Genomic DNA, 14,433 nt, shown 5'->3' with positions numbered 1-14,433 from the left:
CCCTCAGCGCCCCTCATGCCCCCCCCGGCCTGACCACCGGTCAGGCCGACAGGCCCCGCAGATACGCCCGCCCCTCCGCCAGCAGCCCCGGCAGGTCCGCCGCCGCCGGGTACCAGCGCTTCTCGTACTCCCAGCACACCCATCCGTCGCCGTCGAGCAGCGCGACGCACTCGCCCAGCGGCAACGCGCCCGCCCCCAGCGCCAGCGGGGTCGTGTCGTCGGCCGACGCGATGTCCTTGACCTGGGTGTACCCGAGGTGCGGGGCCAGTACGGCGTGGGCAGCCGCCGGGGTCTCGCCGCCCAGCCAGGTGTGCATCACGTCCCACAGCGCGCCCACGTTCTTGTGCCCGACCGGCCCCAGGACACGTGCGGCCGCCGCACCCGTCCGGTGCGAGTCGTGCGTCTCCAGCAGAATCCGCACGCCCAGGTCGGCCGCCGTCTCGGCCGCCAGGCCCAGCCGCCGGGCCGCCGTCGCGTCCGCGTCCTCCTGGCTCTGCCCGTCGCCGCCGCCGGGGAAGACGCGGACGTACGGCGCGCCCAGGTCGCGCGCGAGGGCCAGCAGGGCGCGGAGCTCCTCGTAGACGGGTTCGTCCTCGCCGGGGGCCGCCACCCGGGTGTACCCCGCCACCGCCAGGATCTCGACACCCGCGCGTTCGAACCGCTCGACGACGTCCCTCCGGTCCTGCGCACCGATGCCCGGGTGGACCGGCTCCTCGGGGTGCGCGCGCAGTTCCACGCCGTCGTAACCGGTCTCGGCCGCCAGCCGTACGACCTCGCTCGTCGGCATGCCCGGCACCCCGAGGGTGGAGAAGGCGTACTTCACTGTGGTGTTCCTTCCTATGGGGAACCGCCGGTCCTGGCCCACCGGACCCGCTCCGTACCAGCGGTGCGGCTTCCCGGCGACGAGCGCGAACCCGGCGCGCCGGTGGACCTGCCGGGCGGCTGCCAGCACATCATTCGTCCACACCACGACTTCCCGGTAGTCCACCCCGTAAGCGGAACCGCCACCGCACGGACCAGCGGGCCCACCGGGCCGGGCGTGCGGAAGCTTCCGGCGGCTTCCGGCGGGGCAGGACTCGTCCATGACAGAAGCAGCAGCGATATGGCAGTTCCGCGACGACCGCGGACAGGTGTCGTCGGCCGACCGGTGGCCCACCAAGGTCGTGGCCTACCTCCAGGCGGGCGCGACCCTCTGGGACCACGGCCTACTTCCCCTGGGCGTCTTCGGCTCCCACCACGACGGCCCCGTCCCCGACCGGGCCAAGTCCGGCCGGCTCCCGCTCGGTGAGGTCACCTACTTCGGCGGGGGCGGCTCGCTCGACCCCGGCCGCGTGCTCTCCTCCGGGGCCGACCTCGTCGTGGCCGTCAGCTACGGGGGCGGCCAGGTCTACGGAATCGAGCCGGACGCGGCCAAGCATCTGGAAGCCCAGGCACCGGTCGTGGTCCTCGACGTCGGGCAGGAGCGTTCGCTCGACGAGATCCGGGGACGCTTCGCCGCACTCGCGGCCTCGCTCGGCGGCGCGGAGCCCCCGACCGCCCTGGACGCGGCACGCGAACGGCTGCGCACCGCCGCGACGGGCGACGCACCCCGTGTCCTGGCCCTCTCCCCGGCCGGTGACCGGGTCCACCTCGCCCGGCCCCACTCCTGGCCCGACCTGCGCGCCCTCACCGGACTGGGCGTACGGCTGATGGATCCGCCCGCCGGGAGCGGCGCGAACTGGTCCACCGTCGGCTGGCCCGAAACCGCGTCGCTCGCCCCGCAGATCGTCCTGGCGGACACCCGCGCCAACGCGACCCCCCTCGACGCGGCCCGCCTGGGCACCGCGCGCGTGATCCCCTGGAACCCGGAACTCCCGGCCAGCCACGCGGCGCACGCACGCTTCTTCACCCAGGTGGCGGACGCACTGACCGCGCACGGGGTGTGACCGGGATGCGCGCCGAAGGGGCAACGGGATGATCTCGAAGCCCTGATTCGCTCGGATTCAGGAGGCCGAGCAGGAAGGGAACAGCAGACCGGTGTCGCTGTCAGAAGTTTTGACAGGCGGCGTCTGAGCTCGACCTCCAGGCGCGGGCCCAGTGGTCCTGACTTCCGGACTGCTCGATGAGTGATTCGACTCCGTCCAGCATCCGTGCGAGCCCGAATTCGAAGGGAGTGTCGAGTTCGAGGTCGGATTCCTCCTGGTCGAAGAGGGTGGACAGGGTCGGACAGGACCCAGCGGTCCGGATCGTCTCCAGCCGCGATTCGTTGGAGGCCATCCACTCCTCGGGGGTCATGCCGGTGTCCTGCCGCGCTTGCGACTCCAGCTCGACAGCCGCCGCGACGCCCTGGGCGTACCCGAGAAGAGTGAGGTGGACGTGGATGGTCTGGGTCGGTGTCAGCCCCAGGCCGTTCAGGGCACTGAGGACCCGCTCGGTGTACCGCATCGCGTGGGGCGAGGCCATCGGCCGGGTCAGGGCAGCCATGGCGCGTGCCAGCCAGGGGTGGCGCTGGTACAGGCCCCACAACCACCGTGCCTCCGTTCCAGTTGCGCGCGCCGGCCGGACGGTCGCGACCCCAGCGGTTCTCCGTCGAACACTGCCTCTGACGTCAGCCGTGAGTCACCTACGGCGGCGGGCGGCCGGGTCGCGGTCGGCGACGTGCCGGGCGACCGCGTCCACACCGGGGCGGGCGTACCGCTCCAGGGAGCGGACGGAGGCGTGACGGGAGCGGGCCGGCATCGGGGTGGAGGTGCCGCCCCCGGCGTCGTGGGTGAGCGCACTGTGGCGGAGCCGGTGCAGGGTCCAGCCGTCCAGGCCGGACCTCAGCCCCGCGAAGCCCCCGCACGCCCCGCGCGCCCCGTGGACCCCCGCACCATCAGCTCCGCCGCCACCGAGGCGACACCCCCCGGCGGCGCCGCCTCCCGCCCCGTGGCCAGCCGCCCCGCCCGCGCCCCCGCCTCGTGCAGCGGCAGCCGCACGGTCGTCAGCGCCGGCACCGTGTCCACCGAGAACGGCAGGTCGTCGAAGCCCGCCACCGACACGTCGTCCGGGATGCGCAGCCCCCGGTCGCGCAGCGCCGCGCACGCCCCCAGCGCCACCGTGTCGTTCGCGGCGACCACCGCCGTCAGCCCCGGCTCCCGCCGCAGGAGCTCCAGCGTCGCGTCGTACCCGGACTGCCGGTCGTACGGCCCGTGCACCGTCAGCTCATCCTCGCCCGTACCCCCGCCGAGGACGCCGGCCGCGGCCATCGCCTCCCGGTGCCCCTCCAGCCGGTGCCGTGTGGTCGTGCGTTCCACCGGCCCGGCGACGTACCCGATCCTCCGGTGCCCCAGGGCCAGCAGGTGTTCGGTGAGCCGCCGCGCCCCGCCCCGGTTGTCGAACGTGAGCGCGGCCACCACCGCGTCACCGTCACCGTTCCCCTCCCCGTCCCCGCCCCCCAGCAACGACGACGGCAACGGCGGCCGCCCGCACAGCACCACCCGCGTCCCCCCGTCCGCCAGCTTCGCGAGCTTCGCCGCGACCGCCGCCGAGTGCCCGGGGTCCTCGATCGCGCCCCCGGTCAGAATCACCGCCGCCGCCCGCTGGCGCTGCAACAGCGTCAGGTACGTGAGCTCCCGCTCCGGCGATCCCCCCGTGTTGCAGACGATCGCGAGCTTCTCGCTCCCGGCCCGTCCCGCACCGGAGCCGGCCCCCTCCGCCCCGCCGATCTGCGACTGGGCCGCCCCGGCCATGATCCCGAAGAAGGGGTCGGCGATGTCGTTCACCAGGATCCCCACGAGATCCGACGTCGCCGCGGCAAGCGCACTGGCCGGCCCGTTCAGCACGTAATCAAGATCGTCGACCGCGCGCAGCACCCGTTCCCTCGTGGTGGCGGCGACCGGGTAGTTGCCGTTGAGCACGCGGGAGACGGTGGCCGGCGACACCTGGGCGCGGGCCGCCACGTCCGCCAAGGTCACTGTCATCTGGTCGTCCTCCGGGTCTTGTACGGGCAGCTGTCCGCAGGCTAGCTTCATAGCGTATAGAAAGCGCTTGCTATGGCCGTACGGAGGGAACTTTCGTGACACGCAGGACAGTGCGCATCGCCATGAACGGCGTCACGGGCCGGATGGGGTACCGCCAGCACCTCGTCCGCTCGATCCTCGCCATCCGCGAGCAGGGCGGCCTGGACCTCGGCGACGGCACGGCCTTGTGGCCCGAGCCCGTCCTGGTGGGGCGCCGCGAACACGTGCTCGAGGAGATGGCCGGACGCCACGGCCTCACCGAGTGGTCCACGGACCTCGACGCCGTCCTCGCCGACGAGACGGTCGACATCTACTTCGACGCGCAGGTCACCTCGGCCCGCGAGGAGGCCATCAGAAAGGCGATCACCGCAGGCAAGCACGTCTACACGGAGAAGCCCACGGCCACCGGCCTCGACGCCGCCCTCGGCCTGGCCCGCCTCGCCCGTGACGCCGGCATCAAGCACGGCGTCGTACAGGACAAGATCTTCCTCCCGGGCCTGCTCAAGCTGAAGCGCCTGATCGACGGCGGTTTCTTCGGCGAGATCCTCTCCGTCCGGGGGGAGTTCGGCTACTGGGTCTTCGAGGGCGACTGGCAGGAAGCCCAGCGCCCCTCCTGGAACTACCGGGCGGAGGACGGCGGCGGCATCGTCGTCGACATGTTCCCGCACTGGGAGTACGTACTGCACGAGCTGTTCGGCCGGGTCACGACCGTCCAGGCGCACGTCACGACGCACATCCCGCAGCGCTGGGACGAGCAGGGCAAGCCGTACGACGCCACCGCCGACGACGCGGCGTACGGCATCTTCCAGCTGGAGGGCGGCGCGGTGGCCCAGATCAACTCCTCCTGGGCGGTCCGCGTCAACCGCGACGAGCTCGTCGAGTTCCAGGTGGACGGAACACACGGCTCCGCCGTCGCCGGCCTGCGCAACTGCCGCGCGCAGCACCGCAGCGCCACCCCCAAGCCGGTCTGGAACCCGGACCTGCCGGTCACGCACTCCTTCCGCGACCAGTGGCAGGAAGTGCCCGACAACGATCCGTACGACAACGGCTTCAAGGCCCAGTGGGAGCTGTTCCTGCGCCACGTCGCGCTCGACGAGCCGTACACCTGGGACCTGCTCGCGGGCGCGCGCGGTGTCCAGCTGGCGGAGCTCGGCCTCAAGGCGTCCGCCGAGGGCCGCCGCCACGACGTACCGGAGCTGTCGCTGTGACGGTCAACCTCCCGCACGGCGCGCACGGGCACCGCGTGTACGCACCCCGCACCGAGCCCCTCGCCCTCGCACCGCACGGCGCCCGCACCCCCCTCACCTCCCGCACGGTCTACTCGGCGGCGCACGTGGTGGCCGACCCGTACGCCGACGTGTCGCCGGACGCCCCGGCCGCGATCGACTGGGACGCCACCCTCGCCTTCCGCCGTCACCTGTGGTCGCACGGCCTGGGCGTGGCCGAGGCGATGGACACGGCGCAGCGCGGCATGGGCCTCGACTGGGCGGGAGCGAGCGAACTCATCGTCCGCTCGGCCGCCGAGGCCGCGTCGTCCGGCGGCGCGATCGCCTGCGGCGTCGGCACCGACCAGCTGGCCCCCGGCGTCGTCCACACCCTCCCCGACGTCACGGCCGCGTACGAGGAACAGCTCGCCCTCGTCGAATCGACCGGCGCCCGCGCCATCCTCATGGCGTCCCGCGCACTGGCGGCGGCCGCCCGGGGCCCCGAGGACTACCTGGCGGCGTACGGCCACCTCCTGCGCCAGGCGGCCGAGCCGGTGATCCTGCACTGGCTGGGCCCGATGTTCGACCCGGCGCTCGACGGCTACTGGGGCAGTACGGACCTGGACGCCGCCACGGACACCTTCCTGGAGGTCATCGCCGCACACCCCGACAAGGTCGACGGCGTCAAGATCTCGCTCCTGGACGCCCGGCGCGAGATCGACCTGCGCCGCCGTCTGCCGAACGGCGTGCGCTGCTACACGGGCGACGACTTCAACTACCCCGAGCTGATCGCGGGCGACGACCACGGTTTCAGCCACGCCCTCCTCGGCGTCTTCGACCCGCTGGGCCCGCTGGCGGCGGAAGCGGTCCGTACGCTCGACACGGGCGACGCGAAGAAGTTCCGCGAGCTCCTCGACCCCACGGTCGAGCTGTCCCGCCACCTCTTCGAGCCCCCGACCCGCTTCTACAAGACCGGCGTGGTCTTCCTCGCCTGGCTGGCGGGCCACCAGTCGCACTTCACCATGGTCGGCGGCCTCCACTCGGCCCGCTCGCTGCCCCACTTCTCCCGGGCGTACGAACTGGCCGACGGCCTCGGCCTGTTCCCGGACCCGCTGCTCGCCGAGGCCCGCATGAAGACCTTCCTCACCCTGCACGGAGTGGACCAGTGAGCCCCCTGCCGCCGAACGGCCTCTCCCGGCTCTCCCTCAACCAGGAGACCATCAAGCAGTGGTCACTGCCCGAGCTGGCCGAAGGCTGCGCGAAGGCGGGCGTCCCCGGTGTGGGCCTGTGGCGCGCACCGGTCCAGGAGTACGGCGTCGAGCGCGCCGCCCGTCTGATGCGGGACGCGGGCCTGACCGTCACCAGCCTGTGCCGGGGCGGCTTCCTCACGGGCGTCGGCGCCGCCGACCGTGCCGCCGCCCTGGCCGACAACCGCCGGGCCGTCGACGAGGCCGCCGCCCTCGGCACCGCCACCCTGGTCCTGGTCTCCGGCGGCCTCCCGCCCGGCAGCCGCGACCTGCACGCCGCCCGCGAGCGCGTCGCGGACGCGCTGGCCGAACTCGCGCCGTACGCCGCCGAACGGGGCGTACGCCTGGCCATCGAACCGCTGCACCCGATGTTCGCCTCGGACCGCTGCGTGGTCTCGACCCTGAGCCAGGCGCTCGACCTCGCGGAACGCTTCCCGGCGGACCGGGTGGGCGTGGTCGTCGATACGTACCACCTGTGGTGGGACGACCGCGTCGCGGACGGCATCGCCCGCGCGGGCGAGCGCATCGCAGCCTTCCAGCTGGCGGACTGGATCACCCCGCTGCCCGCCGGGGTCCTGCTGGGCCGGGGGCAGCTGGGCGACGGCACCGTCGACTTCCGGCGCTTCCACGCACTGGTGGACGCGGCCGGCTACACGGGGCCGATCGAGGTGGAGATCTTCAACGAGGCCCTCTGGTCCCGGGACGGCACGGAAGTCCTGGCGGAGGTGGCCGACCGCTACATCACGCACGTCCTTCCCTCATGACCGAAACGTGGCGGACGCGATCACTTGGCGGTCGTCTCCTGCCGTAATCAAATTTCTTCGTTCCGCCGTGCAACCCTTCCGCCACCTTGCGGGTCGTACTTGGCATCAGGGCTTCCGGGGAGGGATCCGGGGGGATTCGGGGAGCCCTGTTACGGAGGGGGATCTGAGGGGCCCGGTCGACGGACCGGGCCTCCTTGGTTTTCCGCACCGACGAGCGCGCCCCCGGTGGGTGGTTCCGGGAACCCCGACACCCGTGATGCGTCTCCGGGCGTACGCTCCATTTCATGGGTGCCAATGTCGGGGAGCGGCTCCGCGAAGTCCGTAAACGCCGGGGCCTGTCGCAGCGCGAGCTCGCGAACGAATCGGGCGTCTCGCTGTCCCTGATTCGCAAGCTGGAGCAGGGAGAGCGGGAGGACACGCGGCTGGAGACCGTGCGGCGGCTGGCGGCGGCGCTTCGGGTGCCGACCACCCAACTCGTGATCGCCTCCTGTGGTGAGGACGATGCCGTCGATGCGAACGACCAGTGGAAGCCCGTGTGCCGAGCGCTGCTGACCTCATCAGCGGTCGACACCGTGGACGAACCGCCGACCGCCGCCGGGGTGCGCCAGGCACTGGACGCCGCGATGCCGCTGTTCTCGGGTGACCGCTTCGTGGAGCTGAGCACGATCCTGCCTTCGTTGTTGCGGGATGCCGACGCCCTGGTGCGGAGTGACCCCGAGGGGCGCGTCGTCCGTGCGCGGATTTTGCAGCTCACCGGTTGGCTACTGACTCAGATGCGGCAGTTCGATGCGGCGGAAGCAGCGCTGGAGCGCTCGATGGACGAGTCGTCCGACCGGCTCCACGGCGCAGCAACGGCCAGCGTCATGTGCTGGCTCCTGCTCCGGCGTGGCCGACTGGGCGAAGCGCGTGACCTGGCGTCTCGATGGGCCGACGAAGTGGAGCCCCGGCTTTCCCGCGCCACGCCTGCCGAGCTGAGCGCCTGGGGGTGGCTGCTGCTGCGGATGTCCGCTGCCGCGGTACGGGACAACCGGCCCGGCGAGGCGGAGGACGCCATCCGGCTGGCACATGCCGCGGCGGTGGCCCTGGGGCGGGAATACACGCCCGAGGGGAACTTCCTGCAAGCATTCGGCCCTGTGACCGTAGCGCTCAAGCGGGCCGAGAACGCGATGGTGGTGGACCGCCCCGACCTGGTGCTCAAGTTGGCGGCGAAGGTGCCGGTGCAGGGCATGCGCCCGACCTCGAACAATCGCAACCGGCACCTCTTGGACGTGGCGAACGCACACGCCCGCACACGCCAGTACGCGGAGGCCGTTGACATCCTGACCGGTATCCGGGCCACCGCGCCCCAGTGGTTTCCCAAGCAGCGTTACGCCCGGGACATCGTGAGCGGGATCCTTGCCCGACGCCGGACGCTCACTCCTGAGATGCGCAGCCTTGCTGACGCCGTGGGCATGCCCGTGTGACGGTGTGTGGCACTTCCGTTTGACCCTCGACCGAAGTGCCATTGCCGCTGGTCGCAGCTCTCCCTAGCGTTGCTCTCCTGGCGCAGTGCGACCCCTGGCGACGGGGCTCACCCGCCTCTGAGAAGACTCCCGCGACCGCGTTGGGCGCGGTCCGGGAGCGTGGCCGTCCTGAGGAAAGCAGGCTGACATGACGGACCTTATCGCTCGCCTCTTCGAGCCGCTGTTGCGGCTTCCGTTCCCCGGCAGAGGGCGGCACCGGCCGTCAGGCTCGCGTGCGTACGAGTGCGCGTATCCGTTCTCGTACCCCTACTCCTGCGACTACGTCGGAGGGCCCGCCGCCCACCGCACCGGTGAGCGTCCTCCGCACGAGGAGACCGGCCCGTTGGTCCGCCCGTACCTCGAAGTGCACGAGCGGCAACTGGCCGAAGTGCGGCGGCAACGGACGCGGCGGCGCGCGCTGTGGCTCGCCGTGCACGGGGTGGATGCCGGACCACGGTTCCTCCACGGGGTGGAGGTCGACGCGTGAACGGCGAGCAGCGCGATCGGCACACGCTCCGGCTGCTGCCCTGGACGGGGGACCAGGGCAAACCGTGTTACGTCCTGGGTGACGGCACCGGCCATGTGTCACGGGTCGCGGACGGCATCGAGAGCATTCAACTCGGCATGGCGGAAGACCTTCTGGGCCACGCGGCCGACCTGCTCGCGGACCGCCGGGTGACCAGCGGCGAGCTGCACTTCCTCGCCAGCCGGCTGAGCGAGTCCCTGGGGGACGTCAAGCGGGTCGCGGAGAGCCGGGGAGCGCGGCTGGAGGCGGCAGGGCCCGCCCCGGACAACGAGAAGTGACGAACTGTCAGCCGCCCTGACCGGTCCCGTGCTGTCGCCGACCCCGAACAAGCACTTCCAGGGAACGTGCGACAGCGCGGGACTTCCGCGCCGCACCGGCCCCGGCCACCGACGCCGACGGCCGGCCTCACCCCTCCGCTGGATCCTCCGCCTCCCAGCGCAGCAGGTCTCCCGGCTGGCATTCGAGCGCCTCGCAGAGCGCAGCGAGCGTCGCGAAGCGCACCGCCTTGGCACGGCCGTTCTTGAGCACCGCCAGGTTGGCGGGGGTGATCCCGACGCGGTCCGCGAGCTCGCCCACGGACATCTTCCGCCTGGCCAGCATCACGTCGATGTCGACGGCGATCGGCATCAGATCACCTCGTCCAGCTCGGCCCGCATCCGCGTCGCCTCGACGTCGCGCGCGACGGCCTGGGCGAGCAGCATCCGCAGGACGAGCACGACGAGCGCGACCCCCAGGACCGCCACGACGACCCCGCACAGCAGGAGGACGACGCCCGGGGCCACGGCTTCGCCCGGTGCCAGGACGACCGCGAGCGCGAACACCAGGAGGGCGGCCGCCACGAACGCGCCGATCACGACGTGCACGTACCGGAAGGCGGCGTCGGAGAACACCGTTGCGCGCCGCACCATCGTCACCAGCCGCCACACGCAGACCAGGACCACCTGGACCGCCACGAGGCCCAGAACCACGATCACGAGAATCGGGAAGCGCCGGTCCGCGAGGGACCCGCCGCTCTCCTCCAGGTCGGTGGCCAGCAGCGCCACCATCACCGTCTGTACGAACACCGAGCCGGCGAGCAGCACCACGAGCACGGCGCGCAGCGCGAGCACTGTCAGCTTTCCCATCATCTCTCCCTCGATCGATCAACGATGGGAATCTATCGAAAATCGATAGGCGTGGCAAAGGGGTGGGCCGGGCCCCTCCATCGCCGCCGGTGTTTTCCCCAGCGCCTGCGGCGCTGTCGGTGCGGAGCGGTAGCGTCGGATCATGTCCAGTCCAGCAGCGTTCGTCCCGGCGGTCGTCGAAGGGGTCCTCGAACGGATCACGTACGCCAACGAGGAGAGCGGTTACACGGTCGCCCGCGTCGACACCGGGCGCGGGTCCGACGATCTGCTCACGGTGGTCGGCTCGCTGCTCGGCGCGCAGCCGGGGGAGTCGCTGCGCATGGAGGGCCGCTGGGGCTCGCACCCCCAGTACGGCAGGCAGTTCACCGTCGAGAACTACACGACCGTGCTGCCCGCCACCATCCAGGGCATCCGCCGCTACCTCGGCTCCGGGCTGATCAAGGGCATCGGTCCCGTGATGGCCGACCGGATCACCACGCACTTCGGCGTCGACACCCTGGACGTGATCGAGACCGAGCCGAAGCGGCTGATCGAGGTGCCCGGCCTCGGCCCGAAGCGGACCAGGATGATCGCGGCCGCCTGGGAGGAGCAGAAGGCCATCAAGGAGGTCATGATCTTCCTCCAGGGCGTGGGGGTCTCGACCTCCATCGCGGTGCGCATCTACAAGAAGTACGGCGACGCCTCGATCTCCGTGGTGAAGAACGAGCCCTACCGGCTGGCCGCCGACGTCTGGGGCATCGGCTTCCTCACCGCCGACAGGATCGCCCAGTCCGTCGGCATCCCGCACGACAGTCCCGAGCGCGTGAAGGCCGGCCTCCAGTACGCGCTGTCGCAGTCCACGGACCAGGGCCACTGCTACCTCCCGGAGGAACGGCTGATCAGCGACGCCGTGAAGCTGCTCCAGGTGGACACGGGCCTGGTCATCGACTGCCTGGCCGAACTGGCGGCGGACGAGGGCGTCGTACGGGAGAAGGTGCCGCCTCCGGAGGGCGGCGAGGGCGATCCCGTCACCGCCGTCTACCTCGTCCCCTTCCACCGGGCCGAGGTGTCCCTGGCCGCGCAGGCCCAGCGCCTCCTGCGCACCCCCGAGGACCGGATGCCGGCGTTCCGGGACGTGGCCTGGGACAAGGCGCTGGCGTGGCTGGCGGGCCGTACCGGCGCCGAGCTGGCGCCCGAGCAGCAGGCGGCGGTCAGGCTCGCGCTGACCGAGAAGGTGGCCGTGCTCACCGGCGGCCCCGGCTGCGGCAAGTCCTTCACGGTCCGTTCCATCGTGGAGCTGGCCCGCGCCAAGAAGGCGAAAGTGGTGCTGGCCGCCCCCACCGGCCGGGCGGCCAAGCGGCTGGCCGAGCTCACCGGGGCCGACGCGTCCACCGTGCACCGCCTGCTGGAGCTCAAGCCGGGCGGCGACGCGGCGTACGACAGGGACCGCCCCCTCGACGCCGACCTGGTCGTCGTCGACGAGGCGTCCATGCTCGACCTGCTCCTCGCCAACAAACTGGTGAAGGCCGTGGCGCCGGGCGCGCACCTGCTCCTGGTGGGCGACGTGGACCAACTGCCCTCCGTGGGCGCGGGGGAGGTGCTGCGCGACCTCCTGGCCGACGGCGGACCGGTCCCCTCCGTCCGCCTGACCCGGATCTTCCGCCAGGCCCAGCAGTCGGGCGTGGTGACGAACGCGCACCGCATCAACTCCGGTGTCCAGCCCATCACCCAGGGCCTGCCGGACTTCTTCCTCTTCGTCGAGGACGAGACCGAGGACGCCGGACGGGTCACGGTGGACGTCGCCGCCCGCCGCGTCCCCGCCAAGTTCGGTCTCGACCCGAGGCGCGACATCCAGGTACTGGCGCCGATGCACCGCGGCCCGGCCGGCGCGGGAGCGCTCAACGGCCTGCTCCAGCAGGCGATCACGCCCGCCAGGCCCGACCTCCCGGAGAAGAGGTTCGGCGGCAGGGTCTTCCGCGTCGGGGACAAGGTGACCCAGATTCGCAACAACTACGAGAAGGGGGAGAACGGGGTCTTCAACGGCACCGTGGGCGTGGTCACCTCGCTCAACCTCGACGACCAGCGCCTGACGGTCCTGACGGACGAGGACGAGGAGGTTCCGTACGACTTCGACGAGCTGGACGAGCTGGCGCACGCGTACGCCGTGACGATCCACCGCTCGCAGGGCAGCGAATATCCGGCGGTGGTGATTCCGGTCACCACCGGGGCCTGGATGATGCTCCAGCGCAATCTGCTCTACACCGCGGTCACCCGGGCCAGGAAGCTGGTCGTGCTGGTCGGCTCCCGCAAGGCGATCGGCCAGGCCGTCCGTACGGTTTCCGCAGGCCGGCGCTGTACGGCGCTGGATCACCGGCTGGCCGGCCGGGTGGAGAGGAACCGCGCGGTGGAGTAAAACGCCTCATAGGGGGACTGTCCCTGGCAAACGTCCCTCCCGACTTCCGGAACTGGGGCGAAGGGGGCAGGATGAGCAGGTTGGCGGCACTGAGTGCCGCGAATGGGCCTAATGGCCGACCCCGAGTGCACTCTGCTGAGCCAAATGGGGGATGGTAGAGACAGTCAGGGCACCTCGAAGAAGAGGCACTACGTCGGTGAGGGATGACGTGAGCGACAACTCTGTAGTACTGCGGTACGGCGATGGCGAGTACACCTACCCGGTGATCGACAGCACCGTCGGCGACAAGGGCTTCGACATCGGGAAGCTCCGGACTCAGACCGGTCTGGTGACTCTCGACAGCGGATACGGCAACACGGCCGCCTATAAATCCGCGATCACCTACCTCGACGGTGAGCAGGGCATTCTGCGCTACCGCGGATACCCCATCGAGCAGCTGGCCGACGGCTCCACCTTCGTGGAGGTGGCGTACCTGCTGATCAACGGTGAGCTCCCCAAGGTCGACGAGCTTTCGGCCTTCAAGAACGAGATCACCCAGCACACGCTGCTGCACGAGGACGTGAAGCGGTTCTTCGACGGCTTCCCGCGTGACGCGCACCCGATGGCCATGCTGTCGTCGGTGGTCAGCGCGCTGTCCACCTTCTACCAGGACAGCCACAACCCGTTCGACGAGAAGCAGCGTCACCTTTCGACGATCCGCCTCCTCGCCAAGCTTCCGACGATCGCGGCGTACGCCTACAAGAAGTCGATCGGCCACCCCTTCGTCTACCCGAGCAACGACCTCGGGTACGTCGAGAACTTCCTGCGCATGACCTTCTCGGTCCCGGCGCAGGAGTACGTGCCGGACCCGGTCGTGGTCGCGGCGCTGGAGAAGCTGCTGATCCTGCACGCGGACCACGAGCAGAACTGTTCGACGTCCACCGTGCGCCTGGTCGGCTCCTCGCAGGCGAACATGTTCGCCTCGATCTCCGCCGGCATCAGCGCCCTGTGGGGCCCGCTGCACGGTGGCGCCAACCAGTCGGTGCTGGAGATGCTGGAGGGCATCCAGGCCGACGGCGGCGACGTCGACAGCTTCATCCGCAAGGTGAAGAACAAGGAAGACGGCGTGAAGCTCATGGGCTTCGGGCACCGCGTCTACAAGAACTTCGACCCCCGGGCGAAGATCATCAAGGCTGCGGCGCACGACGTCCTCTCCGCCCTGGGCAAGGACGACGAGCTGCTGGACATCGCGCTCAAGCTCGAGGAGCACGCGCTGGCCGACGAGTACTTCGTGGAGCGCAAGCTCTACCCGAACGTCGACTTCTACACCGGCCTGATCTACCGGGCCATGGGCTTCCCGACCGAGATGTTCACGGTGCTCTTCGCGCTGGGCCGCCTCCCGGGCTGGATCGCCCAGTGGCACGAGATGATCAAGGAGCCGGGTTCCCGCATCGGCCGCCCGCGCCAGATCTACACCGGCGAGGTCCTGCGCGACTTCGTCCCGGTCGAGGGCCGCTGACCCGACCGGTTCCCCCGGCCGCACCGCGTCACTCGCACCACCCGAGTCGCCCGCACCACCTGCTGAAAAGCGGAAAGCGCCCCGCTGCCGATCCCCCCACGGGTCGGCAGGCCGGGGCGCTTCCCTTTTCCCGGAGCGGATTCCCCCCACGGGATCCGGCCGGGCGTCTGATGGGCGCACAGCTCCCTGCGCGGT

At 71.2% G+C, this 14,433-nt stretch carries 15 protein-coding genes; 9 read left to right on the top strand and 6 right to left on the bottom strand.

Annotated features, from left to right (window positions below; translation table 11 throughout):
- Nucleotides 1-40: 40 nt before the first annotated feature.
- Nucleotides 41-823 (bottom strand): sugar phosphate isomerase/epimerase family protein, encoded by a 783-nt coding sequence (locus ABD374_RS23680; protein WP_344497787.1) that lies wholly within the window; start codon nt 821-823, stop codon nt 41-43.
- Nucleotides 824-1,082: 259 nt separating this feature from the next.
- Between ABD374_RS23680 and ABD374_RS23675 the strand changes: the two genes are divergently transcribed.
- Complete coding sequence (locus tag ABD374_RS23675; RefSeq protein WP_344497600.1) at nt 1,083-1,925, top strand: substrate-binding domain-containing protein; 843 nt, start codon at nt 1,083-1,085, stop codon at nt 1,923-1,925.
- Nucleotides 1,926-2,025: 100 nt separating this feature from the next.
- Here the strand turns inward: ABD374_RS23675 and ABD374_RS23670 are convergent, their stop codons facing one another.
- From ABD374_RS23670 to ABD374_RS23660, 3 genes are all read right to left on the bottom strand, one after another.
- Entirely contained in the window at nt 2,026-2,463 is a 438-nt protein-coding gene (locus ABD374_RS23670; RefSeq protein ID WP_344497599.1) for a TetR/AcrR family transcriptional regulator C-terminal domain-containing protein, read from the bottom strand.
- Nucleotides 2,464-2,598: 135 nt separating this feature from the next.
- Nucleotides 2,599-2,718, bottom strand: coding sequence for a PmrA (locus ABD374_RS23665; protein ID WP_344497598.1), 120 nt, complete (start codon nt 2,716-2,718; stop codon nt 2,599-2,601).
- An 83-nt stretch (nt 2,719-2,801) separates the two neighbouring features.
- The gene (locus ABD374_RS23660) at nt 2,802-3,941 is read right to left on the bottom strand and encodes a LacI family DNA-binding transcriptional regulator (RefSeq protein WP_344497597.1); all 1,140 of its coding nucleotides are present in this window, start codon (nt 3,939-3,941) and stop codon (nt 2,802-2,804) included.
- Nucleotides 3,942-4,036: 95 nt separating this feature from the next.
- Between ABD374_RS23660 and ABD374_RS23655 the strand changes: the two genes are divergently transcribed.
- From ABD374_RS23655 to ABD374_RS23630, 6 genes are all read left to right on the top strand, one after another.
- Nucleotides 4,037-5,188, top strand: a complete 1,152-nt coding sequence (locus ABD374_RS23655; protein ID WP_344497596.1) for a Gfo/Idh/MocA family protein — start codon at nt 4,037-4,039, stop codon at nt 5,186-5,188.
- Nucleotides 5,185-6,354 carry a dihydrodipicolinate synthase family protein gene (locus tag ABD374_RS23650; RefSeq protein WP_344497595.1) on the top strand — a complete coding sequence of 390 codons (1,170 nt, stop codon included), beginning with the start codon at nt 5,185-5,187 and terminating at the stop codon, nt 6,352-6,354. The genes ABD374_RS23655 and ABD374_RS23650 overlap by 4 nt, the downstream gene beginning before the upstream one ends.
- A 5-nt stretch (nt 6,355-6,359) precedes the next feature.
- On the top strand, nt 6,360-7,196 hold the full coding sequence (locus ABD374_RS23645; protein ID WP_344497786.1) for a sugar phosphate isomerase/epimerase family protein: 837 nt from the start codon (nt 6,360-6,362) through the stop codon (nt 7,194-7,196).
- Between the two features lie 284 nt (nt 7,197-7,480).
- Nucleotides 7,481-8,659: a helix-turn-helix domain-containing protein gene (locus ABD374_RS23640; protein WP_344497594.1), complete on the top strand. Its 1,179-nt coding sequence runs from the start codon at nt 7,481-7,483 to the stop codon at nt 8,657-8,659.
- A gap of 187 nt (nt 8,660-8,846) precedes the next feature.
- Entirely contained in the window at nt 8,847-9,185 is a 339-nt protein-coding gene (locus ABD374_RS23635; RefSeq protein WP_344497593.1) for a hypothetical protein, read from the top strand.
- Nucleotides 9,182-9,502 carry a hypothetical protein gene (locus ABD374_RS23630; protein WP_344497592.1) on the top strand — a complete coding sequence of 107 codons (321 nt, stop codon included), beginning with the start codon at nt 9,182-9,184 and terminating at the stop codon, nt 9,500-9,502. The genes ABD374_RS23635 and ABD374_RS23630 overlap by 4 nt, the downstream gene beginning before the upstream one ends.
- Nucleotides 9,503-9,629: 127 nt before the next feature.
- On the opposite strand, the gene ABD374_RS23625 is transcribed toward ABD374_RS23630, so the two are convergent.
- On the bottom strand, nt 9,630-9,851 hold the full coding sequence (locus ABD374_RS23625; RefSeq protein ID WP_344497591.1) for a helix-turn-helix domain-containing protein: 222 nt from the start codon (nt 9,849-9,851) through the stop codon (nt 9,630-9,632).
- Complete coding sequence (locus tag ABD374_RS23620) at nt 9,851-10,348, bottom strand: DUF2975 domain-containing protein (RefSeq protein WP_344497590.1); 498 nt, start codon at nt 10,346-10,348, stop codon at nt 9,851-9,853. The genes ABD374_RS23625 and ABD374_RS23620 overlap by 1 nt, the downstream gene beginning before the upstream one ends.
- Before the next feature lie 142 nt (nt 10,349-10,490).
- On the opposite strand from ABD374_RS23620, the gene recD2 reads away from it, so the two are divergent.
- Entirely contained in the window at nt 10,491-12,740 is a 2,250-nt protein-coding gene (gene recD2 / locus ABD374_RS23615) for an SF1B family DNA helicase RecD2 (RefSeq protein WP_344497589.1), read from the top strand.
- A gap of 208 nt (nt 12,741-12,948) precedes the next feature.
- Entirely contained in the window at nt 12,949-14,238 is a 1,290-nt protein-coding gene (locus ABD374_RS23610) for a citrate synthase (RefSeq protein WP_344497588.1), read from the top strand.
- Nucleotides 14,239-14,433: the final 195 nt, after the last annotated feature.

It is taken from the genome of Streptomyces enissocaesilis (assembly GCF_039533765.1).
GTDB classification, from domain to species: domain Bacteria; phylum Actinomycetota; class Actinomycetes; order Streptomycetales; family Streptomycetaceae; genus Streptomyces; species Streptomyces enissocaesilis.
This window is presented reverse-complemented; position numbering and strand designations above follow the sequence as displayed.